The sequence below is a fragment of the Rhodohalobacter sp. genome, assembly GCF_041686455.1.
Classification (GTDB): Bacteria; Bacteroidota; Rhodothermia; order Balneolales; family Balneolaceae; genus Rhodohalobacter.
This window is the reverse complement of sequence record NZ_JAWLDW010000009.1, coordinates 15711-39751: the sequence shown is the minus strand read 5'-3', so window position 1 is coordinate 39751 and position 24041 is coordinate 15711. Positions and strand designations below refer to the sequence as shown.

The 24041-nt window shown below is 41.5% G+C and carries 24 protein-coding genes and 1 tRNA gene; 9 read left to right on the top strand and 16 right to left on the bottom strand.

From position 1 onward, the window contains the following. Nucleotides 1-32: 32 nt before the first annotated feature. The 4 genes from ACESM0_RS02425 to ACESM0_RS02410 form a co-directional block, all read right to left on the bottom strand. Nucleotides 33-1787, bottom strand: coding sequence for a SurA N-terminal domain-containing protein (locus ACESM0_RS02425; RefSeq protein ID WP_372903300.1), 1755 nt, complete (start codon nt 1785-1787; stop codon nt 33-35). 144 nt (nt 1788-1931) lie between these two features. Continuing rightward, nucleotides 1932-2855, bottom strand: a complete 924-nt coding sequence (locus ACESM0_RS02420) for an MlaD family protein (RefSeq protein WP_372903282.1) — start codon at nt 2853-2855, stop codon at nt 1932-1934. Between the two features lie 23 nt (nt 2856-2878). Continuing rightward, on the bottom strand, nt 2879-3613 hold the full coding sequence (locus ACESM0_RS02415) for an ABC transporter ATP-binding protein (RefSeq protein WP_372903280.1): 735 nt from the start codon (nt 3611-3613) through the stop codon (nt 2879-2881). Beyond that, nucleotides 3610-4347, bottom strand: coding sequence for an MlaE family ABC transporter permease (locus ACESM0_RS02410; RefSeq protein ID WP_372903278.1), 738 nt, complete (start codon nt 4345-4347; stop codon nt 3610-3612). The genes ACESM0_RS02415 and ACESM0_RS02410 overlap by 4 nt, the downstream gene beginning before the upstream one ends. Before the next feature lie 241 nt (nt 4348-4588). On the opposite strand from ACESM0_RS02410, the gene aroC reads away from it, so the two are divergent. The 5 genes from aroC to ACESM0_RS02385 all read left to right on the top strand — a co-directional run bounded on the left by aroC (nt 4589) and on the right by ACESM0_RS02385 (nt 8755). Then, on the top strand, nt 4589-5770 hold the full coding sequence (gene aroC, locus ACESM0_RS02405; protein WP_372903276.1) for a chorismate synthase: 1182 nt from the start codon (nt 4589-4591) through the stop codon (nt 5768-5770). Further along, a complete protein-coding gene (locus tag ACESM0_RS02400; RefSeq protein WP_372903274.1) occupies nt 5767-6108 on the top strand; it encodes a tetratricopeptide repeat protein in 342 nt (113 codons plus the stop codon). Before aroC ends, ACESM0_RS02400 begins: the two co-directional genes overlap by 4 nt. Beyond that, nucleotides 6098-7270 carry a LysM peptidoglycan-binding domain-containing protein gene (locus ACESM0_RS02395; protein ID WP_372903272.1) on the top strand — a complete coding sequence of 391 codons (1173 nt, stop codon included), beginning with the start codon at nt 6098-6100 and terminating at the stop codon, nt 7268-7270. Before ACESM0_RS02400 ends, ACESM0_RS02395 begins: the two co-directional genes overlap by 11 nt. 23 nt (nt 7271-7293) lie before the next feature. Next, nucleotides 7294-8010: a CPBP family intramembrane glutamic endopeptidase gene (locus tag ACESM0_RS02390; RefSeq protein WP_372903270.1), complete on the top strand. Its 717-nt coding sequence runs from the start codon at nt 7294-7296 to the stop codon at nt 8008-8010. Between the two features lie 169 nt (nt 8011-8179). Beyond that, the gene (locus tag ACESM0_RS02385) at nt 8180-8755 is read left to right on the top strand and encodes a sigma-70 family RNA polymerase sigma factor (protein ID WP_372903268.1); all 576 of its coding nucleotides are present in this window, start codon (nt 8180-8182) and stop codon (nt 8753-8755) included. Here ACESM0_RS02385 and ACESM0_RS02380 read toward each other — a convergent pair. From ACESM0_RS02380 to ACESM0_RS02360, 5 genes are all read right to left on the bottom strand, one after another. Continuing rightward, the gene (locus ACESM0_RS02380; protein WP_372903266.1) at nt 8746-10038 is read right to left on the bottom strand and encodes a sensor histidine kinase; all 1293 of its coding nucleotides are present in this window, start codon (nt 10036-10038) and stop codon (nt 8746-8748) included. The two genes, ACESM0_RS02385 and ACESM0_RS02380, sit on opposite strands and share 10 nt — an antisense overlap. Nucleotides 10039-10132: 94 nt before the next feature. Continuing rightward, entirely contained in the window at nt 10133-11383 is a 1251-nt protein-coding gene (gene clpX / locus ACESM0_RS02375; protein ID WP_372903264.1) for an ATP-dependent Clp protease ATP-binding subunit ClpX, read from the bottom strand. A gap of 31 nt (nt 11384-11414) precedes the next feature. Further along, complete coding sequence (clpP, locus tag ACESM0_RS02370; RefSeq protein ID WP_372903298.1) at nt 11415-12029, bottom strand: ATP-dependent Clp endopeptidase proteolytic subunit ClpP; 615 nt, start codon at nt 12027-12029, stop codon at nt 11415-11417. A 51-nt stretch (nt 12030-12080) separates the two neighbouring features. Beyond that, on the bottom strand, nt 12081-13379 hold the full coding sequence (gene tig / locus ACESM0_RS02365) for a trigger factor (protein ID WP_372903262.1): 1299 nt from the start codon (nt 13377-13379) through the stop codon (nt 12081-12083). 43 nt (nt 13380-13422) lie between these two features. Next, nucleotides 13423-13506: transfer RNA gene (locus tag ACESM0_RS02360), tRNA-Leu, on the bottom strand. A gap of 163 nt (nt 13507-13669) precedes the next feature. Here ACESM0_RS02360 and cutA point away from each other — a divergent pair. The 3 genes from cutA (at nt 13670) to ACESM0_RS02345 (ending at nt 15222) form a co-directional block, all read left to right on the top strand. Continuing rightward, on the top strand, nt 13670-14032 hold the full coding sequence (gene cutA / locus ACESM0_RS02355; RefSeq protein ID WP_372903260.1) for a divalent-cation tolerance protein CutA: 363 nt from the start codon (nt 13670-13672) through the stop codon (nt 14030-14032). A gap of 1 nt (nt 14033) precedes the next feature. Continuing rightward, nucleotides 14034-14765, top strand: a complete 732-nt coding sequence (locus ACESM0_RS02350) for an enoyl-CoA hydratase/isomerase family protein (protein ID WP_372903258.1) — start codon at nt 14034-14036, stop codon at nt 14763-14765. A gap of 94 nt (nt 14766-14859) precedes the next feature. Continuing rightward, nucleotides 14860-15222: a SnoaL-like domain-containing protein gene (locus ACESM0_RS02345; protein WP_372903256.1), complete on the top strand. Its 363-nt coding sequence runs from the start codon at nt 14860-14862 to the stop codon at nt 15220-15222. 283 nt (nt 15223-15505) lie between these two features. Here the strand turns inward: ACESM0_RS02345 and hemF are convergent, their stop codons facing one another. The 6 genes from hemF to hemH form a co-directional block, all read right to left on the bottom strand. After that, nucleotides 15506-16414: an oxygen-dependent coproporphyrinogen oxidase gene (gene hemF / locus ACESM0_RS02340; protein ID WP_372903296.1), complete on the bottom strand. Its 909-nt coding sequence runs from the start codon at nt 16412-16414 to the stop codon at nt 15506-15508. A gap of 179 nt (nt 16415-16593) precedes the next feature. Continuing rightward, nucleotides 16594-17634 carry a uroporphyrinogen decarboxylase gene (gene hemE / locus ACESM0_RS02335; protein WP_372903254.1) on the bottom strand — a complete coding sequence of 347 codons (1041 nt, stop codon included), beginning with the start codon at nt 17632-17634 and terminating at the stop codon, nt 16594-16596. Between the two features lie 45 nt (nt 17635-17679). Further along, a complete protein-coding gene (locus tag ACESM0_RS02330) occupies nt 17680-18417 on the bottom strand; it encodes a uroporphyrinogen-III synthase (protein WP_372903252.1) in 738 nt (245 codons plus the stop codon). Between the two features lie 28 nt (nt 18418-18445). Continuing rightward, nucleotides 18446-19360: a hydroxymethylbilane synthase gene (gene hemC / locus ACESM0_RS02325; protein ID WP_372903250.1), complete on the bottom strand. Its 915-nt coding sequence runs from the start codon at nt 19358-19360 to the stop codon at nt 18446-18448. Then, nucleotides 19353-20615, bottom strand: coding sequence for a glutamyl-tRNA reductase (hemA, locus tag ACESM0_RS02320; protein WP_372903248.1), 1263 nt, complete (start codon nt 20613-20615; stop codon nt 19353-19355). The genes hemC and hemA overlap by 8 nt, the downstream gene beginning before the upstream one ends. Nucleotides 20616-20618: 3 nt before the next feature. Beyond that, entirely contained in the window at nt 20619-21758 is a 1140-nt protein-coding gene (gene hemH / locus ACESM0_RS02315) for a ferrochelatase (RefSeq protein WP_372903246.1), read from the bottom strand. 281 nt (nt 21759-22039) lie between these two features. On the opposite strand from hemH, the gene ACESM0_RS02310 reads away from it, so the two are divergent. Continuing rightward, the gene (locus tag ACESM0_RS02310) at nt 22040-22651 is read left to right on the top strand and encodes an MIP/aquaporin family protein (RefSeq protein WP_372903244.1); all 612 of its coding nucleotides are present in this window, start codon (nt 22040-22042) and stop codon (nt 22649-22651) included. Here ACESM0_RS02310 and ACESM0_RS02305 read toward each other — a convergent pair. Further along, nucleotides 22643-24034, bottom strand: coding sequence for a sensor histidine kinase (locus tag ACESM0_RS02305; RefSeq protein ID WP_372903242.1), 1392 nt, complete (start codon nt 24032-24034; stop codon nt 22643-22645). The genes ACESM0_RS02310 and ACESM0_RS02305 overlap by 9 nt on opposite strands. Between the last annotated feature and the right edge of the window lie 7 nt (nt 24035-24041).

Below are 24041 nucleotides of genomic sequence, written 5' to 3'. Positions count from 1 at the left end.
ACCCTTTCAAGATCAATAATAAATATTAACTCTTAACGAAGAATTTGACTACGATTGTCGGTGATACTTGCTCCTTCACGCAATCTATCAATAAATATTTCATTGAATGCCATAAATTTCTCTTGCTCCAATCTGTTTCTGATCTCAGATCGATCTGTAGATGACATATTAGCCGGATCACCTTTTTCAAGGTCAACTACACGAACAACAAACACTGCATTTTCACCTTCAACAGCACCGGAAGTCTGACCGGGCTCTAATTCAAAAATAGCACCGATTACTCTCAGTTCACGACCTGCTCCCGGAATACTTGAACCATTCATACGAATGTCACTGGCTGATTGTACTTCTCTATCTGAAGCAGATGCTAAAGATTCCATATCGGAATTTCCTTGCAGCCTTTCACTTACTCTTGAAGCCATAAGCTCTTTTCTCTTTTGAGTACGAACCGCATTTTCAACCTGAGATCTTACCTCCTCAAATGGTCTTGTACCTTCAGAAGTTTTTTCAAGCATCTGTGCTACGATAAATACATCATCCAGCTCAATCGGATCAGAAATTCTGTTTTCACGAAGATTTTCTAAAGTTCTTAAAGTCTGTTCACTAGCTCCTAAACCCGGAATAAACGGATTATCTTTGGTAGCTGTTGCCTGTTGAACTTCAAGTTCGCGACGTTCTGCTTCCTCATCAAATCCATCAGACTCGGCATAAAACTGGAACTCTTCTGCTTCTTCAGCAAGTCTGTCAATCGTTCCAATGGGATCGGCTTCTACACCGTAAGAGAGTACAGCAAATTTAATCTCATCTCCGCGCTGATCAATTTTCTTGAATACAAACGGGTCTCCATTTATAATAACTACATCTGATACTTCTCCAACTTCCAGATCAATAACGGGACTGTAGTCCTCACGAATATCTTCAACCGCTACAAAATTACCTCTGTATGGTACTGCTGATTGATACCGCAAGACAAAAAGTGAGTCGTTCATCGCATCTTCAAAAGCCGGCCTCAAGTCTTCAACTTCTTGAACCGTATTCGTAGTATCTTGAGAAGTAGGAGTTTTATCCCAGCTTACAAACTGAAAACTGTAGGTCTCACTTTGTTGAAAACGAGAAGAGTTATTATTATAGTAACTTCTCAGCTCATCCTCAGAAACAGTAATTTCGTCATTCGATATTTCACTGTAGGGGAATCTTACATATTCAATATCAGCAAATGAATTTGAACGAATAAATTCATTGCGAACATCCAGAGAGCTTACCTGCATACCTGAAGAGATAAAGTTATTAAGCTTCTCCTGTCGTCTATTTTCACGCAGCTGCTGCTCAATCATGATCCAGATTTCGCTGTTCTCCGGAGCTTCAATTGCAGCACGAAGAGCAATTTGGTCAATGGTGCCATCTTCCTGCTGAAATTGCTCGCGAATAAACGGTGCCGGGTTATCTCCGGTAACCATATCCATGAGCTCACTCTCTGTAACAGTAATTCCCAGTTCAGAAATCTTCTGTTCGATAAGCCGCGCTGCAACCAAATCTTCCCATGCCTGATTTTCATACATTGCTCTCATTTCTGGTGACATTGGCCGGTCGGATTGCTCGCTGAATTGATCTGTGTAAAAGCTTACACGCTGATTGTACTCATCAATCGAGATTTCATCACCATTTACCGTTCCTAAATTTCTGGGACCTACGGCCATCGCATCAAAAACCTGCGTATCTGCCAAAACCCACAATATTCCAAACGAGAAAATCAGTATCCACAAAATTGACGCGGTACTGTTCCTCATTTTTTCCATTACACCCATGAGAAAAACCTCTGAATCTTCAATTTAAATTTATGTGAAAAAAATGTTTTTAATAGCCTGAAAATATACGACAACACATTACGAACCGCAATTCAATGCTCAGATTGTAATATCATTTTGACATCACTAAAATACTTCGATGATGCTCATATGTTTCAAATAACGACCGGGATCTTCATTAATTCCCTTTACCAATTCATTCATCTCCTTCGTCAACTGGTCCAGATTTTCGTACAAGGACGGATCGTTTACAAGTTTGCCCATTGTACCTTCGCCTCGATTTACCTTATCCAATATTTGGTTCAGGTTGCCAGTTGCTTCCTCGAGTTCGGTACGCACTTTGTGCAGTTCACTTACATTCTCTTCCAGTGAAGCCAGTAAGCTATCAACCCGCGGACGATTATCGGTTGTTAATGTATCAAGCTGCTTCATCGTTCGAGAAGCAGATTTTATGGCACTGTCAATATCCCTCTGATTGTTCTCTAGTGTCTCAGAGAGAATTTGCATTGTTTCATCAGCATTTTTCAGAGTTTGATCCACGGAGGTTCTGGTTTCATCATCCAACGTGGCATTAAGCTGACGTAAAAACTGATTGAGCTCAGATAGTGACTCGGAGACATCACCGGCAAGCTCTTCCCCCTTGCTGCCCAATACTTCGCTAACACCTTCTATGTAGACTCCATCAATTTCTCCCCCATATTCAACATTATTTTCAGAATCCCCTAACTGGATCACAATCGATTTACCCTCCACAATACCAAGTGACGTAAGTTGAGCTTCTGAATCTTCAGGTATTTTCAAATCTTCGTTTAGCTGCATGGTTACCCGAACACGATTTTCGGACGTTAATCGAACTCTGCTAACCGACCCAACTTTAACCCCTTTTAAATTCACCAAACTACCTCTATTGATGCCGTCTCCCCGATCAAAAACAGTTGATATTTCAAGAGTTTGCCTGAATATGGGGACATCTCTCATAAACCGAAAACCCACGATCGCCACAATAATCGCCAGCAAGACTGTGAGTCCAATTTTCACTTCGTTCTTCATTCCTTATTCCTTTTATTCATAACTTAAATTTGATACTCACTCGCTCTTATAAAGCTCGTCAACTCGCGATGATCACTGGTTTTCATTTCCTGAACGGAGCCTGACCAACTTAACTTCCCTTGATCCAGAAAAGCTACACTGTCCGCTACATCCAAAACGCTATGCATATCGTGTGTAACCATTATTGAGGTGATATCCAGAGTATCTGACATACTGTTTATTAACTCATTAATTTCGTCGGCCGTTTTCGGGTCAAGCCCCGAGGTTGGCTCATCGTACATGATGTATTCCGGTTCTAGAACAATAGCTCGGGCAATACCCACCCTCTTTCTCATCCCCCCGGATAATTCCGAAGTCTCCTTATCAGCTGCACTTTCGAGGTTTACATATTTCAAAGATTGCATAACATTTTCCCGGATTTCCTCTTCGGTCTGATCCGTAAAATAACGAAGGGGGAAAGCTACATTTTCGAACGTATTTATAGAATCGAAAAGTGCCGATCCCTGAAACAATACACCAAATTTTTGTCGCATTATTCTCTTATCCACATAGTCCAGATCAAAAATATTCTCCCCGTCAATAAGTACTTTACCTGAGTCAGGTTCTAACAGCGCATTGATATGCTTAAGGAGCACGGATTTCCCGCAGCCAGACCGGCCAATAATGGCAACAGTCTCACCATCACGAATCTTGAATGAGACGTCCTGCCATACCAGTAGATCGCCAAAAGATTTTTTAAGTTGTTGAATTTCGATCATAGTAACAGAGCCGCTAATAAGAAATCTGCCAACAGTACAAGAATACACCCTAAAACTGTGGCATCTGTAGTACTTTTCCCAACACCTTCCGCTCCACCTCTGGCAAAATACCCTTTATAACAGGCAACAGAAGTAATAATAAACCCAAAAACAATCATTTTAGTAAACCCGAAAATAACGTTCCACGGATAAAAGTACATCCGCGCACCTTGCAGGAAATCGGCCGGCGGAACCTGGCCCGAGAAAAATCCGGCTGCCACACCACCGGTAATGCCACAAACACTTGCCACTATATAAAGAACCGGAAACATAAAAATTCCGGCGAGCACCCTTGGTACAACTAAAAAAGATACCGAATTAAAACCCATCGATTCCAATGCATCAATCTGTTCACTCACCCTCATCGTTCCAAGTTCTGTAGCAACCCTTGCACCTACTTTACCCGCCAGCACCAAACTTGAAATTACGGCAGCCAATTCTATTAATATCGACTCTGATACAATAGCACCGATTGTGGAAAGGGGGATAAATGCAGACTGCAGCTGATAAGCTGATTGCAGTGTCATCACTGACCCTGTAAATATTCCCGTAAGCATTATAATGGGAACAGAGTCGTAACCAACTTTTACAAGCTCCTGAAATAAATTCTTACGGTAGGTACTAAACTCAGTAGAAGACCTTAGTGCTTGATAAAGTAGTGAACTATATTTTCCCAGTTCATTGAGATAGTGCATTTATACGCCTTAACTAACATTAACCGGTAGAATTAAAGCCGGCTTTGTATGATAAGTTTAAAGGCACTAATATTACAAAACTTTTACTCCAAATGTGCTGTTATTTCAAACCAAGCTTACTCTATTATAATATATTGAAGAAGAACAAAAACAACGATGGATAGTTGTACCGGTGAGCACTTAGTACTAAAAAAATTGTATCTTCAGGCAACTGATTTTAACTGATTAACCCCAATAATAGATGTTTCGATATTTTACAGCCGGTGAATCTCACGGTCCCGGATTAACAGGAATTTTAGAAGGCGCACCCGCCGGTCTTCAACTCAGCGAAGAATATATAGAACAACACCTTGTTCGCCGTCAGAAAGGGTATGGTAGAGGCGGAAGAATGGCTTTTGAAAAAGATAAAGCTATTATTCAATCCGGTGTTCGTTTCGGGAAAACCACCGGAGCACCCATTGCTCTTTCAATGATAAATCGTGCATTTGAAAAGGATGACAGTAATTGGCCAAAAGTAATGGCTAAAGACGGAAGCCGTGGAGATGTTGAAAGAATTACCCTCCCCCGCCCGGGTCATGCCGATTTAGTTGGAGTACAAAAATACGGGTTTGATGATATCCGCCCGGTAATCGAAAGATCCAGCGCCCGCGAAACAGCCATGCGGGTAGCCTGCTGCTCTGTTGCCCGAGCATTTTTAAAAGAGCTTGGAATTGAGATCGGAGGACATGTTATTCAAATAGGGTCCGTGGGTTATAAAGGCTGGGATAAAATACGATCCCTCGCCGACCCGCTAATATCTCAGGGTGCCGAAAATATTTATAAAGAAGCTGATAAATCCGACGTACGCTGCCTGGATGACAAACTGGGTGGTGATATGCGGGAAGAGATCAAGCATCGTAGAAAAGAGGGCACCTCACTTGGCGGGATTTACGAAATCATTGTAACCGGTTTACCTGCGGGATTGGGCAGTTATGTTCATTGGGACAGAAAAATAGATGGACAGTTAGCTCAAGCCATTGTGAGTACTCAGGCAATGAAGGGAGTTGAAATTGGCCTGGGATTTGAAGCCGGCAGAAGCAGAGGTCACGAAGTACATGATGAAATCATGTATGAAGATCACTTCTCCAGACGAACAAATCGTGCCGGTGGTATAGAGGGTGGAATGACGACTGGAATGCCCATCATTTTAAGAGGTGTGATGAAGCCGATCCCAACCATGATCAAACCTTTGAAAACAGCGGATCTGGATACAAAAGAGGAACAGGAAACACGATACGAACGCTCGGACGTCTGTGCATTGCCGCGTGCTGTTGTTGTGGCAGAAAGTGTGATCGCACCAATTCTAGCCAACGCTATACTCCAGAAGTTTGGCGGTGATTCAATGGAGGAAATTCAATCCCGTTTCAGGAAAGTGAATTCATGAGTGACGAACAGCAAAAAATCAAAAAGCTGGCATTAAACATTAAGAAGAATCCTAATGATTCATTTTCGAAGTTTGCCCTGGCGCTGGAACTCTTGAAAAGAGAACAGGTAACAAAAGCAATTCTGCTATTCGAGTCTATTTTAAAACAAGAACCTGGCTACTTGGGCGTTTATTATCATTTAGGTAAACTATATCAGCAGACAGGCAATGTTAAAAAAGCAGGCGAGTTATTTACAAAAGGTATTCAGTTAGCTGAGGAAAAAAATAACAGCAGAACAAAATCTGAGCTATCAGAAGCTATGGAAACCCTTAAGATCGAAACGGACTATGACAGTTAGACTTCAATCAATTATTTTTGTAATCGTTACGATTTTTATTTTCTCTTTTCTTTTGTTGCCCGATGATGCACACGCTCAACAACCGGCAACAACGCATACCGTTCAAGCCGGAGAAACACTTTTTAGCGTAGCCCGTCAATACGATCTGGCAGTTGGCGATTTACGACGATGGAACGACCTCGACAGCGATAATCTCTCTGTAGGTCAGGTTCTCAGAATTGCCCCTCCCAAAGCAGAAAATCAGATTACTCATACCGTAAAAGCTGAAGAAACTCTATTCTCAATCTCAAGACAATACGATGTAAGTATTGCTGAAATCCAACAATGGAATGATCTTCAGACAACAAATCTAACGCTTGGAACTGAACTTACAATATATTTACCTGATGAAGATCAGGAACTTGAATCTGAAGAATTAACTGAAATTGAACCGTTAGATGAGGAGCGAGAACCTATTGTCCGGCAAGATGATGATTCCTCACTCAACACTTATTACACTGTTCGCAGCGGTGATTCACTTTACAGAATTGCCAATCAGCACGGTTTAACTATCGATGAACTAAAGCAGCTGAATAACCTTGAAAGTGATATGCTGCGTGTTGGCCAGCGACTAACGGTTCCATCCGACCGCTCATCTGCACCCTCCGTCACTGAAGGTGATACCGAATCGACACCTCAGGGAAAATTTGTGCAGTATCGTGTTCAATCCGGTGAAACAGGTGAGACGCTTCTTGAAAAATTTGAAATGAGTGAGGATGAGCTTTCAGTGCTAAATCCAACTCTTAGCATGAACCAAATTGGCCCCGGGCAGCGTGTAACAGTATTACTTCCGCCAACAAGATCATTCCAAAATCCCTACAGAACAGAATCTGATCTCGAAAATCTGGGAAGTGTCTCCGTGTTTAAATATTCAAATAGCGATATTGCCAATCCAACCACAAGCGGTGAGCTATACAATCCTAATCAGCTAACAGCCGCCCATCCCAACATTGCGTTAGGTAAGGTTATATACATCGAAAATCCTACAACCGATCATGGTCTTTTTGTGAAGATAAATGACCGCCACTCCGGTGATGGTTTGAAACTTTCGTCAGCAGCCTACGAAATGTTAAACTTTAACTCTATTGAACAGGCAAGAGTTACAATTTATCTGGATCAGTAACTGCTTACTACCTCTCCGTATTCATGAAAAAGTATTTTAGACAGACCAACGGGCTTCTGTACAGTTATTTAATTTCGATTCCGTTGCTGCTGCTTTATGAGATATTAATTCTTATCTCCCAACCTCAGGGAAATATTGCCAGAATATCGGTTGATGTTTGGTTTAAATCTTTTTTTACGTATTTCGGACTAGATGCCATCTCTGCAACTCTGATAGTGGCAGCAGTTATCGGTGGGATCATTGTCTATAAAAAAAGAGGAGAACTAAAATCGGTACGAAAAAATTACCTGATGCTAATGATTGGAGAGGCTGCATTTTACGCGGTTCTTGTAGCCTTAGTTGTATCTAATGTGATAGATTCCATTTTGCTGCAATCTGCCAACGGCATGACCGGTGATTTTAATAAACTTCAACTTATCGCTTTATCACTTGGAGCAGGACTCTATGAAGAACTTTTTTTCAGAGTGATTCTCGTTAGCTTTTTGATTTTTGTATTTGATAAAATATTGAAGAATAAAAATTACTCAACTGGCGTTGCTGTAGTTTCTGCTGCGTTAATATTTAGCGGAGTACACTATGTAGGCGATTTCGGCGATATATGGCTGTTAAGCTCTTTTTTATTTCGGTTTTTGTTTGGCTTAGCGTTAAATCTTATTTATGTTATAAGAGGATTTGGGATGGCTGCATGGACTCATGCAATCTATGATTTAATCGTTGTAATTAACTTATTACCAACATAAAATACCCACGGGTCTTAAGATTAATTTACTCGGTCGATCAATTCTTTCAATTGGAATGAATCCTTGAGAGAATCTATTTTATAAGAGTTATATTAATATCTGGGGTTTGGATCACTCGGGTAGAAACTCAACTTTCAATTAATTTCAGACTCATTCTATCGAGGAAGGGATGTCTTCACTTACAAAGAAAGAATTAAGAAAACAAGACGATTTCAATGAGGAAATTATCCCTCATCTTGACGCCTTGTACAATTTTGGACTAAGGCTCACTTCTGATCCCAACGATGCTGAAGATCTAGTTCAAGATACCATTGTAAAAGCCTACCGTTTTTTCGACAGCTACGAAAAGGGTACAAATGCAAAAGCCTGGTTATTCCGGATTTTAAAAAATTCATACATCAACAATTATCGAAAAAAATCCAAGAAACCTCAGGAAGTTGATTACGATGAGGTTGCATCATTTTATGAGTCTATAAGAGCGGAACGAACAGAAACTTCCGATATGGAAGACAAAATGTTCCGCGAATTGATTGATGACGATATTTCAAATGCTTTGGATGAAATACCTGAAGATTTCAGGACCGTTGTTCTTTTGTGTGATGTAGAAGATTTTACCTACGAAGAGATTGCAAACATGCTCGACGTACCCATTGGAACCATCCGGTCAAGACTTCATAGGGGTAGGAATTTGCTCAAAGCACAATTGATGGACTACGCTACTAAAAAGGGTTACACTCAAGATTGATTTTCAGATACAGGAATGACAATCCTGATTGTTGTGCCCTTATTGATTTCTGAATTAAGCACAAACACCTTCCCGTTGTGATAGTCCTCAATAATTCTTTTTGTCAAGCTTAAACCCAACCCCCATCCTCTCTTCTTGGTACTGAATCCGGGTTTGAAAACATCACTCAAATTCTTTTTATCTATTCCCGTTCCCGAATCTTCAATATCGATATAGAGCTGAGGTCCATCCTGCGTAACTACAATAGAAACATAAGCGTTTTCTGAGCTTGATTTAATAGCGTCCATAGCATTTTTAATCAGGTTCTCAATTGCCCACTGAAATATTTCAGGATTAAGATTCGCTTTCGCATTGGTCTCTATTGATTTTTTTACTTCAATATTCTTTCCTAGCTGGGGCAGGCGTTTTTCCATATATGCGAGTACCTCATCTATAATCGGATCTATGCTTACGCGTTTTAACTCAGGGTGTGAACCAATTTTATTGAATCGCTCTGCAATTCCCTTCAAACGGCTCACATCTTTTTCCACTTCATATGCAATGGACAGAGTCTGTTCGTCCTCCTGATGACGATCCTTCAGAAGCTGTAGCCATCCATACATGCTGGAGAGGGGTGTTCCAAGCTGGTGAGCGGCTTCCTTGGCCATCCCCACCCATAGATTTGACTGCTCAGACCGGGTAATGCTTCGATACGTTGTGAAACCCATTCCCATCAACAAAGCTAATATTCCAAATTGGACATATGGGAAGTAACGAAGGTATTGAATGGTGGGACTCTCACCGTAATAAACATATCTTCGCCTTATTTTTGGTTCCTCTCCAAATGAAATAGGAATTGGAGGAGTACTCACTGAATATTTGTCAATAAATTCTGTAACTGAAATATCAGGGTCATCCAAATTTCTTGCATAGACAATAAAGTTCGGTTCATCTACAACAATAACCGGAATATTAAACAGATCGGGGCGAATAATTTGTGAAAATACAAAACCTGCATTCGACTCATTCGCCTCAGCTTCCAATATCATCCGAGACAGGCTATCCGGTACATTTTGATATCTTTCTAGCTCATCTGCTACTGTAAACAGATCATTACTGGCTCGATCATGAGAAGGGAGATTATAAAATTCAAAAGCTTTAGACCATAACTCAATACTGGTTCTCTCCTGCTCCATGATTTTATTAAGCAGAAACTGGTTATAAAAAAAAGAAACTCCTGCCAAAATAATCAGCAGTATAACCAGAATAAGCTTGAGTCGGTTTAAGGGAAGCAATTTTCGCATTAAAACGCAGAGTGCAAGGTTTTATATAGTCACAGGCCTCAATATCTAAAAAAGAACACTCCCAAACCAACTCCAGAAGAATTAGTAGCGTAACTTATGCAGATGCTTTCTGCTTTTCGTACACAGGTGGGGCTTTCTTTTCAATCGTCTCTCTCGTTACAATGCACCTTTTCACGTTTTTCATTGAAGGCAAGGTAAACATCACATCCAGCATAGCATCTTCTAATATAGACCTGAGGCCACGTGCGCCGGTTTTACGATCTCTTGCACGCTCCACAATTGCCTGAAGTGCATCATCCTCAAATACCAACTCGACATCTTCCATATTAAACAGTTTTTTATACTGTTTAGTAATGGCATTTTTGGGTTTGAGCAGTATTTCGACCATTGCGTCGTCTGAGAGATGTTCTAAACCACAGATAATAGGTAGCCGTCCGATCAATTCCGGAATAAGGCCAAACTTCTGTAGATCTTCAGGTTCAATTTTGGTAAATATCTTTGGATCATCCTTGTCAATAATCACCTGATCTTCAGAGTGAAAGCCCATAGAGCTAACAGACAATCTTCTGGAAATAATCTCTTCAAGGCCACTAAACGCTCCACCACAAACAAACAGGATATCAGATGTATCCAATTGGATAAAACTCTGTTCAGGATGCTTTCGCCCTCCTTTTGGCGGAATGTTAGCGGTGGTTCCTTCTAAAATTTTAAGAAGAGCTTGTTGCACTCCTTCACCTGAAACATCTCTCGTGATGGAAGGATTATCACTTTTTCTGGAGACCTTGTCAATTTCATCGATATAAACGATACCTCTTCTTGCACGGTCTACATCATAGTCTGCTGCCTGTAACAAATTACTTAGTATGCTTTCAACATCTTCGCCTACGTAACCTGCCTCAGTAAGAACGGTAGCATCAGCAATGGTAAATGGCACATCAATAACATCAGCTAAAGTTCTGGCAAGAAGTGTTTTTCCTGATCCTGTAGGACCCAGAAGACAAATATTACTTTTTTCAATGCGGGTATCATCATAATTCGCATCTGCGCCGGCTGAAATACGTTTATAGTGGTTATAAACAGCAACAGACAATGCTTTTTTAGCATCATCCTGGCCAATCACATAGTCGTCAAGCTTCGCTTTAATCTCAAGCGGCTTGAGCATCGGCTTGTACTTCTTCTCTCTTCTCTTGTTCAGAGCAGCGAGATCACTTTCTATAATACTGGAAGCATCCTCAACACAGTGATTACAGATGTAAACATCAGGACCTGCAACCATCGAGCTCACCTCGCTGTTCGTTCTTCCACAAAATGAACAGGTAACTTGATCTTTATTCTTCTTACTCATGGCTGCCGCAACGTTTAATTAAAAATCTTAACTACTTCTTCTCTTCTCTTTTCATTACTCGATCTATAAGGCCGTAATCTTTCGCCTCATCTGAGGTCATCCATTTATTACGATCAGAATCTTTTATCACCTGTTCAATGGTTTGGCCGGAATGATGGGCTATGATTCCACTCAGCTCTTTCTTCAAGCGAAGTATTTCCTGGGCTTCAATTTCAATATCACTGGCCTGCCCCTGCACACCACCTAATGGCTGATGAATCATTACTCTTGAGTGAGGAAGTACATTTCTTTTTCCCTTAGCTCCGGCAGTTAACAACACGGCTCCCATCGAAGCGGCCATTCCCACGCAAGTTGTAGCAACATCGCACTTGATATATTGCATTGTATCATAAATTGCCATCCCTGCAGAAACAACACCACCAGGGCTGTTAATATAAAGATTGATATCTTTTTCCGGATCCTGAGACTCCAAAAACAGAAGCTGCGCAACAATTGTACTTGCTACAGCATCATTAATGGGTGTTCCAAGAATAACAATTCGGTCTTTTAACAGACGAGAATAGATATCGTAAGCACGCTCACCACGGTTGGTTGTTTCCACAACCATGGGAATTAAATTATTTTGCACCGGAGTTGAGTTGCTCATATCGGGAAATTCAAAAAGGGGTTGTTTTGTGCTCATGACTTAGCCGTGAATTTATTTGTCGTCTTTTTCCTGTTTCTCTTCTCTCTTTTTACGAAAATCGTCTTTCGAGAGTTCATTTATTTTAACGACATCATTTAATTTATCAAAAACTTTGTTTTCCCGAATGCTGGTACGCAGACTTTCGAGCTGATTCGGGTTTTGAGCATAATAGCCTTTCAGCTGATCAGCAGACATTCCATGCTTTGCAGCTTCCATACCAATAAACTCATCAATATCTTCTGGTTTTATTTCGATGTCATCGAATTTGTCCTGAAGCTTCTCACTAATAAATGCCCATTTGCCTTCGCGAACTGCTTGCTCTCGCATATTTTCCTTGTACTCGCTAAAATCAAAATCTTCAGGCAGCTGCCCTCCTGATTGTTGCTTTGCATACTCAACGTAAGAGTCCAGAATTTGGTCCTGCATCACTTCAGGCACTTCAATGTCATGCTCCTCGGTTAAAGCATCGATCGCATCCTGCTTGAACATGTCTTCAGCTGACTGATCGTAATACTCCTGCATCCTACTTTTGATGAAGCTCTTAAACTCATCTACATTCTTCGCTTCACCGTTAGACTGCTCCTTCACAAACTCATCAGAGAGCTCAGCCTTATCCATCACTTCAACTTTTTTGACATGGATCTCAAAACGATCTGCTTCATCGTCTTCGCCAATCTCCATTTTAACGACGTCGCCTTTCTTCTTACCAACTAATTTTTCTCGAAAATCCTTTGCACCTTCCTGTCTCAGATCAAGTTTTTGATCTTCATCTTTTTCACCCTCAACAGGATTACCATCCTCATCCAATGAAACGGCATCAACGGTTACCTGAGATTCTTCAGTAATTTCCTCTTCAGTCTCTTTCCAGTTGCCTTGACGTTCGAGCGTTCTTTCAATCTCCTCATCAACTTCTACGTCTGTTACATCGTGAACCATCTTGTCCACTTCAACCTTCTCTAAATCAGTTAATTCAAACTCAGGTTTTTTACCAACCTGAAATTTTACCTCAAGCTCATCATTTTCCCAGTTCATATCGAGCATTTTGGTCTCGCCAACCGGCTCATGTTCAGGAACGATCTCTTTCTCATACACTTCCTGCACATACGAGTTTATCTCCTCCATCTCAATCTCTTTGCCAAAACGTTTTTTCACGAGACCGAGAGGAACGTGACCGGGACGAAATCCGGGCATTTGAATCTGTTTTTGGTATTTTTTATAAGCTTTGTCAAATTTAGAAGAGAGATCGTTTCTTGTTGCTTTTACGATAATCTCTTTATCTACGGATGTTATATCCTGAACAGAAATGTCCACGTGCTGTATGATTTAATTTTCAGATAATATGTAAGATTGGAAGTACGAGAGGGGGGACTCGAACCCCCACACTGGTTAAAGTACTAGATCCTAAATCTAGCGCGTCTACCAATTCCGCCACTCTCGCAACTAACTTCTGACTAAATACTATTTTGAATCAGAGCCTAAAAAGTTAACGTTTTTTTCTTCTGAATTCAACAATTTCGAATTACTTTATTTAATGTTTATACGGGTACCGTTTTACCCTTTTTTGTAGCTTAAGTAAAACAAAGATTAAGATTACTTTCATCATGTTTAAAAACCTTCGTTTAATTTATATCACCACTAAAGATCGCAGTGAAGCTGAACGTATTGCCAAGATGCTTGTTGAGGAAAACCTTGCTGCTTGTGCCAATATAATTGACAATATGGGCTCCGTGTACAAATGGAAAGATAAAGTAGTAACAGAGAATGAATGCATACTCATTGCAAAAACAAGCTACAGCAACGTGCAGTTACTAACCCAGAGAGTTAAAGAGCTCCATTCATACGAAGTGCCGTGTGTTGTTTCATTAAAAATTTCCGAACAGGAAGGAAATCAGGACTACATTAACTGGGTGGCCGGCTCTGTCAAACCACCTCTATCTTCAGAAGAAAAACTTAAGAACTCCTGAAATGCCTGTAACATTTGTCAAAGAAAAGTTTACAGCTACAGCAACGCTAGATCGTCCCGAGGCGATGAACGCCATCAACTTTGAAGTGATGGGTCGGCTAGAATCCATACTTGATGATATTGAACAAGACGATAAACTTCGTCTGTTTATTTTAACCGGTAAAGATAACCGTTTTATTTCCGGTGGGGACTTAAAAGAATTTCACAGCATTGATGATGCCGATGGAGCCCGAAAGATGTCTTCCCGAATGCTCAAAATTTTGGAAAGATTTGAACTACTGAAGTGTTGGACTCTTGCCGCTGTAAACGGGCACGCATACGGTGGCGGCTGGGAAACTATGCTAAGTTTTGACTTCAGGATTGCCAAAGCTTCTGCCCGCTTTGGATTTACTCAGGGAATGTTCTACCTACCTCCCGGATGGGGTGGGTTAACCCGATTAAGTGAAGTTGTAGGCAAAAGCGTAGCAGATTACTGGCTTGCCTCTCAGAAAGTCATTGATTCAAATGAGGCCCTGCAATCCGGTCTGATCCAGGATATTTTTCCCGATGATAAATTTGAATCATCACTTTATAATCTGACAGAAAAACTTACCCTTAATGACCGAGCTTTTATTGAATATATGAAGCGGAAAGATCACCGTAAAATCACTGATGAATTGGAGCCCTTCACTCAATTTTGGGAAAGCGAGGAGCACCTTTCAAGAGTGACAGATTTCTTAAACCGAAAACAGTAATATTTTAATTTTTTTTACGATCTACCCGAACGTCCTGGCACTCATTTTAGTTGTTTTAGTTGTAAACAATTTCATATTAAACTAAACAACAATTATGAGTGTAAAAGGAAAAATCGAAGACGTATATCAACACGTACAGAACGGAACAGCTTTAGACGCATTTGAAAAATATTACGCGGATAATGTAACCATGATTCTGGAAGACGGTACCGCCGTTGAAGGTAAAGATGCGAACAGAAAACGTGAAAATGAGTTTTTCGACAGCGTAGAATCATTTAATGGAATGGAAGTAGTTGGAATTACCGCTAACGAAGAAACCGAACAAACCGCCGTGGAAAGCTGGATGGACGTCACCTTTAAGGGCGGGAACAGGATGAAACTCGAGCAAGTTGCTACCCAGGACTGGGAAGATGGTAAAATTGTAAGAGAACGATTCTATGGCACACAGCAGAATTAATTCTGCCAGTTTTTAGGATTATCAAAAGCCCTTCAGAAATGGAGGGCTTTTATTTTATAAGTTCCCCTTCGAAGGGGGGAGATGTTCGTAAGAGCCGAGGGGGATGTTTGCGGAGCACTGTTCTATATCATTTTCATTTCAATTACAAAACCAATACTTAAGCAGGGATACACCCCTTCCTCTCTTTCGCTAAAGCTTCAGAGAGTACTCCCCTTGAGGGGAGATTTCTTTTAGAACTCACCTCACTTTTGAAAGTAATTCCCAGCGAATGGAAGACAATTTCTTAAACCCACTCTCTCGGGTTCTCCAAAACATCCATCAATTCAGCCTCTTTAGAACCCGGTTTTGGTGAATGATTATAATCCCATCGTACCTCAGGCGGTAAACTCATCAATATCGACTCAATTCTTCCTTCTGTTTTTAAACCGAACAGGGTGCCACGGTCGTGAATTAAATTAAATTCAACATACCGGCCTCTTCGAATCTCCTGCCAATATCTCTGTGCACGATTGTAGGGCTCCTGAATTCTGTCTTTTAATATCGGAAGATATGCATCCAAAAAAGCAGAACCGGCCTCTTCGGTGAATGAGTGCCAATCTTTCAAAGATCGCTTTTCATCCTCACGAAGATAATCAAAAAACAGCCCTCCAATTCCACGGGCTTCACCCCGGTGTGAGTTATAAAAATATTCATCGCACTGTTTTTTAAATTTCGGATAGAGATTCTCACCATGTCTGTCACATGCTTTTTTGAGTACTGAATGAAAATGAACTGCATCCTCTTCAAACAGGTAATACGGTGTCAGATCTGCACCGCCGCCGAACCAACCGTCCACCGGCTTGTCCATATCCTCGTCTTCATAAAGTTCAAAGTATCGAAAATTGGCATGTACGGTTGGTACCATCGGGTTTTTGGGATGAATAACCAAGGAAATTCCACCCGCCCAAAACCATCCGCTCTCAACCTTAAAGTGCTCTTTTATCGGATCAGGCAGCTCTCCGTGTACCGTTGAAATATTTACTCCGCCCTTTTCAAAAACATCTCCTTTTTCAATCACACGGGTTCGGCCTCCCCCACCTCCTTTTCGGGTCCATTTGTCTTCCCGGAAATCAGCAACGCTATCCAACTCCTCTAATGCAGAACAGATTTCGTCCTGAAGATTTTCAATGTAGGAAGTAAACGAATCTCTGATGGTTGACATGGGGTTTTATTTAAGTTTATTATTTGTAAGTCCCTTCCTGGCAGGAGAAAATTGAAATAAAAACAGTGAAGCTGATTTATATAAGCTTGGAGTTTATTTAGTAATTTGACTTCAAACCATACTTTTACACACCCCTAAATCCCCTCTCAAGAGGGAACTATTTTTAGTCATCATTTATACTCTTTGACGGTATCAACAAAAGCGCGTGCGTGATCAACGGGTACGTGGGGAAGAATTCCATGGCCCAAATTCGCTATATATTTCTGAACGCCAAACCGATCAACCATGCGTTTCGTCTGTTTCTTAATTTCAGGAATGGGTGCCAGCAATTGAGTGGGATCAAAATTTCCCTGAAGGGTTATTTCGTTTCGCGTTTTTTCTCGGGCAAATTCGGGTGAAACCGTCCAGTCGATCCCAAGTGCAGACGCACCGCTTTTATAACTCAACCTTTCCAATGCATACCAGGATCCTTTTGCAAACAGAATCACAGGCACATCTTTGATCGATTGAGTGATCTCCATCAAGTATGGCAAAGCCCACTCATTAAAATCGTCCGGACTAAGCAGACCGCTCCAGGAATCAAACACCTGAATCGCCTGAGCACCGGCCTTTACCTGGGCTTGCAAATAATCGATTGTAGCTTTTGTGAGCTCCTTCATTACATGCCTCGAGGCGTCGGGATGCTGATAGAGAAAAGATTTCGCCTTATCAAAGTTCTTGGATCCTTCGCCCTGCACCATGTAGCAGAAAAGTGTCCATGGTGCTCCGCCAAAGCCAATCAGTGGAACTCTGCCGTTCAACTCATGACGGGTAAGGGTAATTGCCTTCATGACGTGATCGAGCTTTTGTGGCACATCTTCTGCCAGTATGGAAAACGCATGATCAACGGTTTGAATATTGTTTTCCAACACCGGCCCTTTTCCTTTTACAAGATCTACGTCAATGCCGAGTGCCTGCGGAATAGTAAGAATATCGGAAAATATGATAGCAGCGTCAGGCTCCAGCTCATCAATCGGTTGAATGGTAATTTCACAAGCCAGTTCCGGTGTCTCAACCCGCTCAAAAAACGTATACTTTTTTCTCAGTTCCATGTATTGAGGAAGATAACGACCGGCCTGCCGCATCATCCAAACAGGTGGACGATCAACTTCTTCCCCTTTTAGTGCTCTGAGAAAAAGGTCATTTTTAAGTTCAGGAAAACTATGAGACATGGATTTTTTTGTTTCTGAGTTACTGTTATTTAACCTAATTAACTGTCAAATTCTGATCTCGTTTAAAACTCTGGAGGTAAATGCCAGAAAATCTTCGGTATTTGTTTTTGGTGATACGTGGACATTGCGACCCGATTCGATACTCAGTTCTTGTGCCGTAGTGTGGCCAATTGCAAACAGTTCTGGCAGATTACCACCCCTGAAACCTCCGCTCTTACGAAACGCTTCTACAGCGCTTGGACTGTAAAAAAGTATACCTTCTGCGTCAATGCCCCTAATCTTCATTTGGTTTATTATTGTCTTATAGACAACCAGATCTTTTATATCGATATCAGAGCTTTCCAAAGCCTGGCGCAACTCTTCTCGACGGCGATTTCCGCAAAAATGAAATACCGTAGCGTTCCTCAAACCGGATTGATTCAAATCGGCAGCAATTTTCTCACCCAGTTGTTCACCATAGCTCAATTCCGGAACTACTGCGGTATATCCCAACTCTTGCAGAGTAGATGCCGTTTTTTCACCAACAGCATAGAAAACCACATTGCTTGGGATTGTATATCCTTGCTCCATCAGTTTCTGCAGTGCATTAACTCCATTCTGGCTGGTAAAAGCAAATATTGGTGACTCCGCATCTTCTATAGAGCTCACAACAGAGCTCCAATTCTTACGAAATTCAAAACGAATGGCAGGTTCAACGGATACGTCTAATCCCAGATCATCGGCAAGCTGCAGCTGTTGGTCCGTCAGCTTTCGAGTGACTAAAATCTTATGACGTTTTTTCATAGGATTTGCCGATTCAGGTTGATTGCAATTAAGAGCGTAGATCGGCTACAATTTCAGAGGCACCCATTTCGAGTAATTTTCTGCCCGCTTTTCTGCCCAGCCCTTTCGCGTCGCTTATCGGCGCCGACACTTCAATATCGTACTGAAGGGATCCATCTGTTTTTAGAGCAATCGCTGAAAGATGCACACTTCCATCAATAATTTCCGCAAATGCACCTACCGGAGCGCTGCATCCGGCTTCCATCTCGTTGAGGAGCTCTCGTTCAATTCCGGTACATAAATCTGTTTCGTCGTGATTGAGCTGAGAAGTGACCTCCATCATCACTTTATCCTCTTCCCGGATCATGACTGCCATAGCACCTTGCGCCGGCGCCGGAACCATCCAGTCGAGATAAACAGAGATATTATCATCCAGCCCAATTCGTTTCAAGCCGGCCGAAGCAAATATTGCTCCATTCCATCCATTTTCATCCACTTTACGAAGGCGTGTATTTACGTTTCCGCGGATATTCGTAATCTCATGGTTTGGATAGCGATGCAGCCACTGAGCCCTTCTACGATTACTGCTGGTTGCAATTACTGCGCCGCCCGTATCTTCATTTAAAAAATCAGTTCCCCGAGGAGCAACCAATGCATCGCGCGGATCTTCTCTTTCCATCACTGCACTCACAATAAGTGGCAGCGGGTTTTCGGTAGGCAGGTCTTTAAAGGAGTGAACCGCAATGTCGATCCGGTTCTCAAGCAGTGCATCATCCAGTGCTTTGGTAAAAACTCCTTTACCACCCATTTCAGTAAGCGGAGTTGTTAAATCAAGGTCTCCTTCCGACTTTACAAAAATCAGTTCAGACTCATGTCCAAATTCTTGCAGTTTAGTCTGGACCTGTTTAGCCTGCCAGGTTGCCAATTCACTGTCTCTTGTGCCAATTCGAATTTTGTCACTCATGATTGCCGTTTTTGGCTTTGAGCTTAAACATCTCAGCTACCATCTCAGCAACCTCGTCTGATTCGTGATGATCTCGTAAATGCTCAATACTATACGCGGCTATTTTGTTCACAATTCTGCGAGTCATATTCTCAATCTTATCGTAATCGCCAGTGGAAATTTTATTCCTGAAAAAGTTCAGTTCGTCTTCACGGATTGAGTCAAATTTTCTAGTAAGTGCTTTGATTGTTGGCACCACACGCTGCTCATTTAGCCACAGCTTATAATCAGAAAACTCTTCGCTTATAATTTTCTTAACCGACGGAACCTGCTGTTCACGTTTTTTATATGCCTCATCTGTAACATCGCCGAGCATATCCATATTCGCTACATCCACAAAATCGAGTGTCGCAACGTTTGGGTCGATATTTCTTGGCACGGAGAGGTCCAGCATCACCTTAAATTTCGGATTCTCCATTGATGGCTGCATGTGCTCCGGGCGTATGATTGGAGTATTTGCGCCGGTAGCAACAATAACCAAGTCTGCATCTGCAATCTGTTCAGGCAGATGATTCATATCTGCAACCTCCAGATTAAACCTGTCTGCAACAAACTCAGCCCGATCTCTTGTTCTGTTGATCAGTGTCAACTTACTTGCTCCCAGGTTTACCAGATTCTTACAGGTAACTTTTCCAATTTTGCCGGTTCCAACCAACAGAATATTTTTATTCGTAAGATTATCGAAAGTCCTCATCGCAAACTGAACAGCTGCATACGCTACAGTAGCTGCGCCCTGCCCAAGTGTTGTTTCGTTCCGGGATCGTTTGTGCGCCCTGAATACATGCTGCATCAAGCGATGAAACTCACCGGATACCATAGCCTGTTTAGCCGCGTGCTCGTAGCCTTCCTTAACCTGTTTTACAATTTGGAGGTCACCCAAAATTTGTGAGTCGAGCCCCGTAGCCACTTTAAAAAGGTGCAACACTGCCCTCTCACCCTCATGCTCAAAACCGTAGCGATGAAACTCATCGAGTGTACCGTATGAGTAGTTGGTAAGCAGTCGTATTAATTCCCGGGTTGACACATTTTGGGCAAAAATCTCTGTACGGTTACACGTTGAGACTAAAAACAGGCTGGTAATCCCTTCACGGCGTGCTCCTTCCAGTAAAAGTTCCTTTCCCTCATCGCTAAGGCTGAACTTTTCCCGTATCTCAACCGGCGCATCCCAGTGATTTATCCCGACCACTACAAAATCCTGTACCGTTGGATGAATCATCCTCTATTTTATTACTTCAACCTTTGATTTTTCTTCACTATCCCATTGAACCGCATCCGGAGAGATCTCATGTTTTAATGAGTTCAGAGTCTCTTCTGCCAATGCTTTTATAAAGCCCGGATGATCGTTCAAACCTTTCATTACCTTCAGGTTTTCAAATTCAAAACCTTCTTCTTCTAGATCTTCTACCAATTCCACACCAAGCTCATACAGAGTTTCAATATGATCAGTAACGAATGCAATAGGCACCATCAGAAAATTTTTAATCCCATACTCCAAATGACGTTTCACCAAATCTTCTGTATTAGGCTGAGTCCATTTTTGAGGGCCTACCTTTGACTGAAACCCGAGCCAGTAGGAGTGCTTTTCTTCCCTGCGCTCCATAACGGCTTCCATCGTCTCTTTGATTTCAACCGTATAAGGATCACCGCTCCTAACCTCTAACAATGGAGTACCGTGCGCACTGAAAATAAGATGCGTTTTTCGGCGCGTTTCCTCATCCAACTCATCCAAAGCCTCGTCAATACGTTGGTTGATAGCACTCAGATAAGATTCATTCTTATAATAATTTTTGACATGAAACTCTTTCCAAGGCTTGTTCCCATCCGGGAATTTTTCCTTCAATGTGTCTTCCCAGTCACGAAAACTGCTCCCCGTAGTTGTCCAGGAAAACTGAGGATAAAGCGGCATAAGAACTGTGTGTGTAATTCCGTCTTCTACCATATCATCCATAATCTGATCGGCAAAAGGCAACCAGTATCTCATACAGGTATAGACTTTGACTTCATGCTCAGTTAAAATATTCTTAAAGTATTTCTCCAGGCCGCGTCTCTGCGATTCGGTTAGTCCGTTAATGGGAGAGCAGCATGTGGAAACTTCTTTATTCTTTCTATTAAAACAGTGCTTATTACCGGTACATCCATTTGGGCAACCGTTAATTTCTTTATAGTCCTCAGCTACGGACGGTGCTCGAAACTTCGAAATTACATTGGCAAACAGATTTTGAGCAGCTCCACCCCCTAATTTTATAATGTCTTCGTCTTTAAACAAATTACGGAGAAATTTTCTCACATTGTTTTCGTGGGTTGGCCCACCCAAGTTCATTAAAACTACACCAATACGCATTTTACCTGTTCTTATCATTTATGGGGGTTTACAATCATCAAAATAACTGTTTTTTTGTGAAGCGTTCGTGAAGAGTTAATCTTGCCCATTCATGTGCTCTCCTTTGATGAAACCTCTGGCTTTCAATTAGTTCGCTCGTTTAACCAGTGAATTTATTTTAAATTAATGCTACTTAATCTGTTTTTTTACGTTGAGCTATCTGACTCTCCAACAATTTTTTAACAAATAAGACAGTTTTTATTTGCAATGTTGGGCATCTATCAAGTAGATTCGGACTTAGGTTTAATAAACCCCTCTGCATGCTCAAATATTTCATAGAGTTTTTCGGCACCTTCTTATTGGTAGTAGCTTTAGGCATTTCGGGTGATCCAATTGCTGTTGGACTCATTTTGTCTGCTTTTATTTACATCGGAGCGGATCGCACCGGCGGACATTTCAATCCGGCCGTTACACTTGCAGCCTGGGCAGCGGATGAAATTCCTTCCTCAAAAATTTCAGCTAATATTTTTTCCCAAATTTTTGGAGCTTTAGCAGCTTCTGCATTTGTTTGGTGGATTTCGGGTACAACTTTTGTAACGCAACCGGACCCCAGCACAACCTTAAGTGGGTTTATCGCAGTGGAGTTTATCTTCTCTTTCTTTTTCATTCTCGTCTTTTTGTACTTCATCTATCCAAACAGACGCAGAAGAAATCCTGTTTATGGTATTATTGCAGGAGGAATTCTTGGAGCCTGTTACTACATTACCGAGCCTTATACCGGAGTTGGCCTTAATCCTGCGCTAAACCTCGGATATATAACCGCGGATACAATTAACAATGGGTATTCTTATTACCACTTGCCGGTTTATTTATTAACGCCTTTGTTAGGTGGACTCTCAGCTGCTTTTGTGCACCGTAAGCTTTCAACCTGATGGCAGCGTAAACCAGAAATCTGAACCTGATCCGGGTTTACTTTTTACAAAGATATCTGAATTATGGGCGCTGAGAATGCTTTTTACCACTGCTAATCCTAGTCCGGTGCCGCCTTTATCTCGAGAACGTGCTTTATCGGTTCTGTAGAAGCGATCAAACAGCCTGTTTAAATGCTCCTCCGAAATCCCAATTCCCGAATCAATAACATGGATTTCATATCCTTTCTCAGCCTCTTTTACTTTTACGTCAATCCTTCCTTCAATTGTATATTTCACTGCGTTAGAAATTAAGTTCTCCAGCACCTGTTCAATTTTGTCGGGATCGGCATAAACAACTCCTGATTTTCCATCGTAATTTATCTCAATGCTTTTCTTTTCTGCCTGAGGCCGGTATATGCTTAGCACTTGATTGATAACTTTTTGAATATCGAAAGGGTGTTTTTCAATAAAATAGGAGTCTGAATCATAGTGCTGAAGTGTTTTTAAGTCCACAAAGAGCCTGTTAATTCTTTCAGCCTGACGGGCCGCTGTTTTTAAGTAGTGCTCTTTCTTCTCTTCTGATAGTGAGTCCATTTCCAGCATTTCAAGCGAACCCGTAATTGTGTGGAGGGGATTTCTGATTTCGTGAGTGATATCAGCAAAAAACTGGCTCTGTTTTTCGTAGAGTATTTTCATCTCTTCATTATCGGCCCTGAATCTCTCTGCCATTCGATTCAGGGAATCGGCTAGTTGACCGAACTCGTCTTTTCTATCCAGGTTCAACGTACGCTCCACATTACCTTCTGCAATATCGCGGGCTGCCGACTCAAGCTGAAGAATAGGCCTGGAAATGTACCGGGAAAAAAGTATGCTCACTAAAATCACCAGCCCGATTGAAATAAACATTCCTGTGTAAATAATCCATCGAATCGTCTTGATTGGTTCATAAATCTGATCTTTTTGAATACTAACCAGTAAATAGCTCGCCGGATTGAGGTCGCTGTTGAGTTCAAAAAAAGCTCTTAAATAGTCATTATCGGTTTGATTTTGAAGAAGCACTCCATTCTGCGTCTGCTCAAACGATGAAGTCAAGCCATCAATAAAACCGGGTGCTGTGCGCTCGGTAAAATATGGTACTTCGGCAAAGAGTTCACCATCCCCGTCATATACTGCTATTTGATAGCCGGATGTGCGAGCGGCCTCGTTTAAGTTCGTCTCAAAGTCCTCATTCAGGCGAAGATTTTGTATAGTTATGGCCAGCCATTCGGTATCATTTACAATTTGCAGTTCGCCTTCACTCAGTAAGTAATTGCGAATAAAAAGAATGGAATAGCTGCTTATTGCTGTAATGCCAAAAATAAGCAGTAGTATAAATGTCCATGCAAGTTTAGAGCGAATACTCATTGTTTAG

What these genes read in the sequence shown, in the direction of transcription:
- ACESM0_RS02425 (WP_372903300.1), bottom strand. Translation starts at nt 1,787, where the DNA reads ATGAGGAACAGTACCGCGTCAATTTTGTGGATACTGATTTTCTCGTTT.
- ACESM0_RS02420 (WP_372903282.1), bottom strand. Translation starts at nt 2,855, where the DNA reads ATGAAGAACGAAGTGAAAATTGGACTCACAGTCTTGCTGGCGATTATT.
- ACESM0_RS02415 (WP_372903280.1), bottom strand. Translation starts at nt 3,613, where the DNA reads ATGATCGAAATTCAACAACTTAAAAAATCTTTTGGCGATCTACTGGTA.
- ACESM0_RS02410 (WP_372903278.1), bottom strand. Translation starts at nt 4,347, where the DNA reads ATGCACTATCTCAATGAACTGGGAAAATATAGTTCACTACTTTATCAA.
- aroC (WP_372903276.1), top strand. Translation starts at nt 4,589, where the DNA reads ATGTTTCGATATTTTACAGCCGGTGAATCTCACGGTCCCGGATTAACA.
- ACESM0_RS02400 (WP_372903274.1), top strand. Translation starts at nt 5,767, where the DNA reads ATGAGTGACGAACAGCAAAAAATCAAAAAGCTGGCATTAAACATTAAG.
- ACESM0_RS02395 (WP_372903272.1), top strand. Translation starts at nt 6,098, where the DNA reads ATGACAGTTAGACTTCAATCAATTATTTTTGTAATCGTTACGATTTTT.
- ACESM0_RS02390 (WP_372903270.1), top strand. Translation starts at nt 7,294, where the DNA reads ATGAAAAAGTATTTTAGACAGACCAACGGGCTTCTGTACAGTTATTTA.
- ACESM0_RS02385 (WP_372903268.1), top strand. Translation starts at nt 8,180, where the DNA reads ATGTCTTCACTTACAAAGAAAGAATTAAGAAAACAAGACGATTTCAAT.
- ACESM0_RS02380 (WP_372903266.1), bottom strand. Translation starts at nt 10,038, where the DNA reads ATGCGAAAATTGCTTCCCTTAAACCGACTCAAGCTTATTCTGGTTATA.
- clpX (WP_372903264.1), bottom strand. Translation starts at nt 11,383, where the DNA reads ATGAGTAAGAAGAATAAAGATCAAGTTACCTGTTCATTTTGTGGAAGA.
- clpP (WP_372903298.1), bottom strand. Translation starts at nt 12,029, where the DNA reads ATGAGCAACTCAACTCCGGTGCAAAATAATTTAATTCCCATGGTTGTG.
- cutA (WP_372903260.1), top strand. Translation starts at nt 13,670, where the DNA reads ATGTTTAAAAACCTTCGTTTAATTTATATCACCACTAAAGATCGCAGT.
- ACESM0_RS02350 (WP_372903258.1), top strand. Translation starts at nt 14,034, where the DNA reads ATGCCTGTAACATTTGTCAAAGAAAAGTTTACAGCTACAGCAACGCTA.
- ACESM0_RS02345 (WP_372903256.1), top strand. Translation starts at nt 14,860, where the DNA reads ATGAGTGTAAAAGGAAAAATCGAAGACGTATATCAACACGTACAGAAC.
- hemE (WP_372903254.1), bottom strand. Translation starts at nt 17,634, where the DNA reads ATGTCTCATAGTTTTCCTGAACTTAAAAATGACCTTTTTCTCAGAGCA.
- ACESM0_RS02330 (WP_372903252.1), bottom strand. Translation starts at nt 18,417, where the DNA reads ATGAAAAAACGTCATAAGATTTTAGTCACTCGAAAGCTGACGGACCAA.
- hemC (WP_372903250.1), bottom strand. Translation starts at nt 19,360, where the DNA reads ATGAGTGACAAAATTCGAATTGGCACAAGAGACAGTGAATTGGCAACC.
- hemA (WP_372903248.1), bottom strand. Translation starts at nt 20,615, where the DNA reads ATGATTCATCCAACGGTACAGGATTTTGTAGTGGTCGGGATAAATCAC.
- hemH (WP_372903246.1), bottom strand. Translation starts at nt 21,758, where the DNA reads ATGATAAGAACAGGTAAAATGCGTATTGGTGTAGTTTTAATGAACTTG.
- ACESM0_RS02310 (WP_372903244.1), top strand. Translation starts at nt 22,040, where the DNA reads ATGCTCAAATATTTCATAGAGTTTTTCGGCACCTTCTTATTGGTAGTA.
- ACESM0_RS02305 (WP_372903242.1), bottom strand. Translation starts at nt 24,034, where the DNA reads ATGAGTATTCGCTCTAAACTTGCATGGACATTTATACTACTGCTTATT.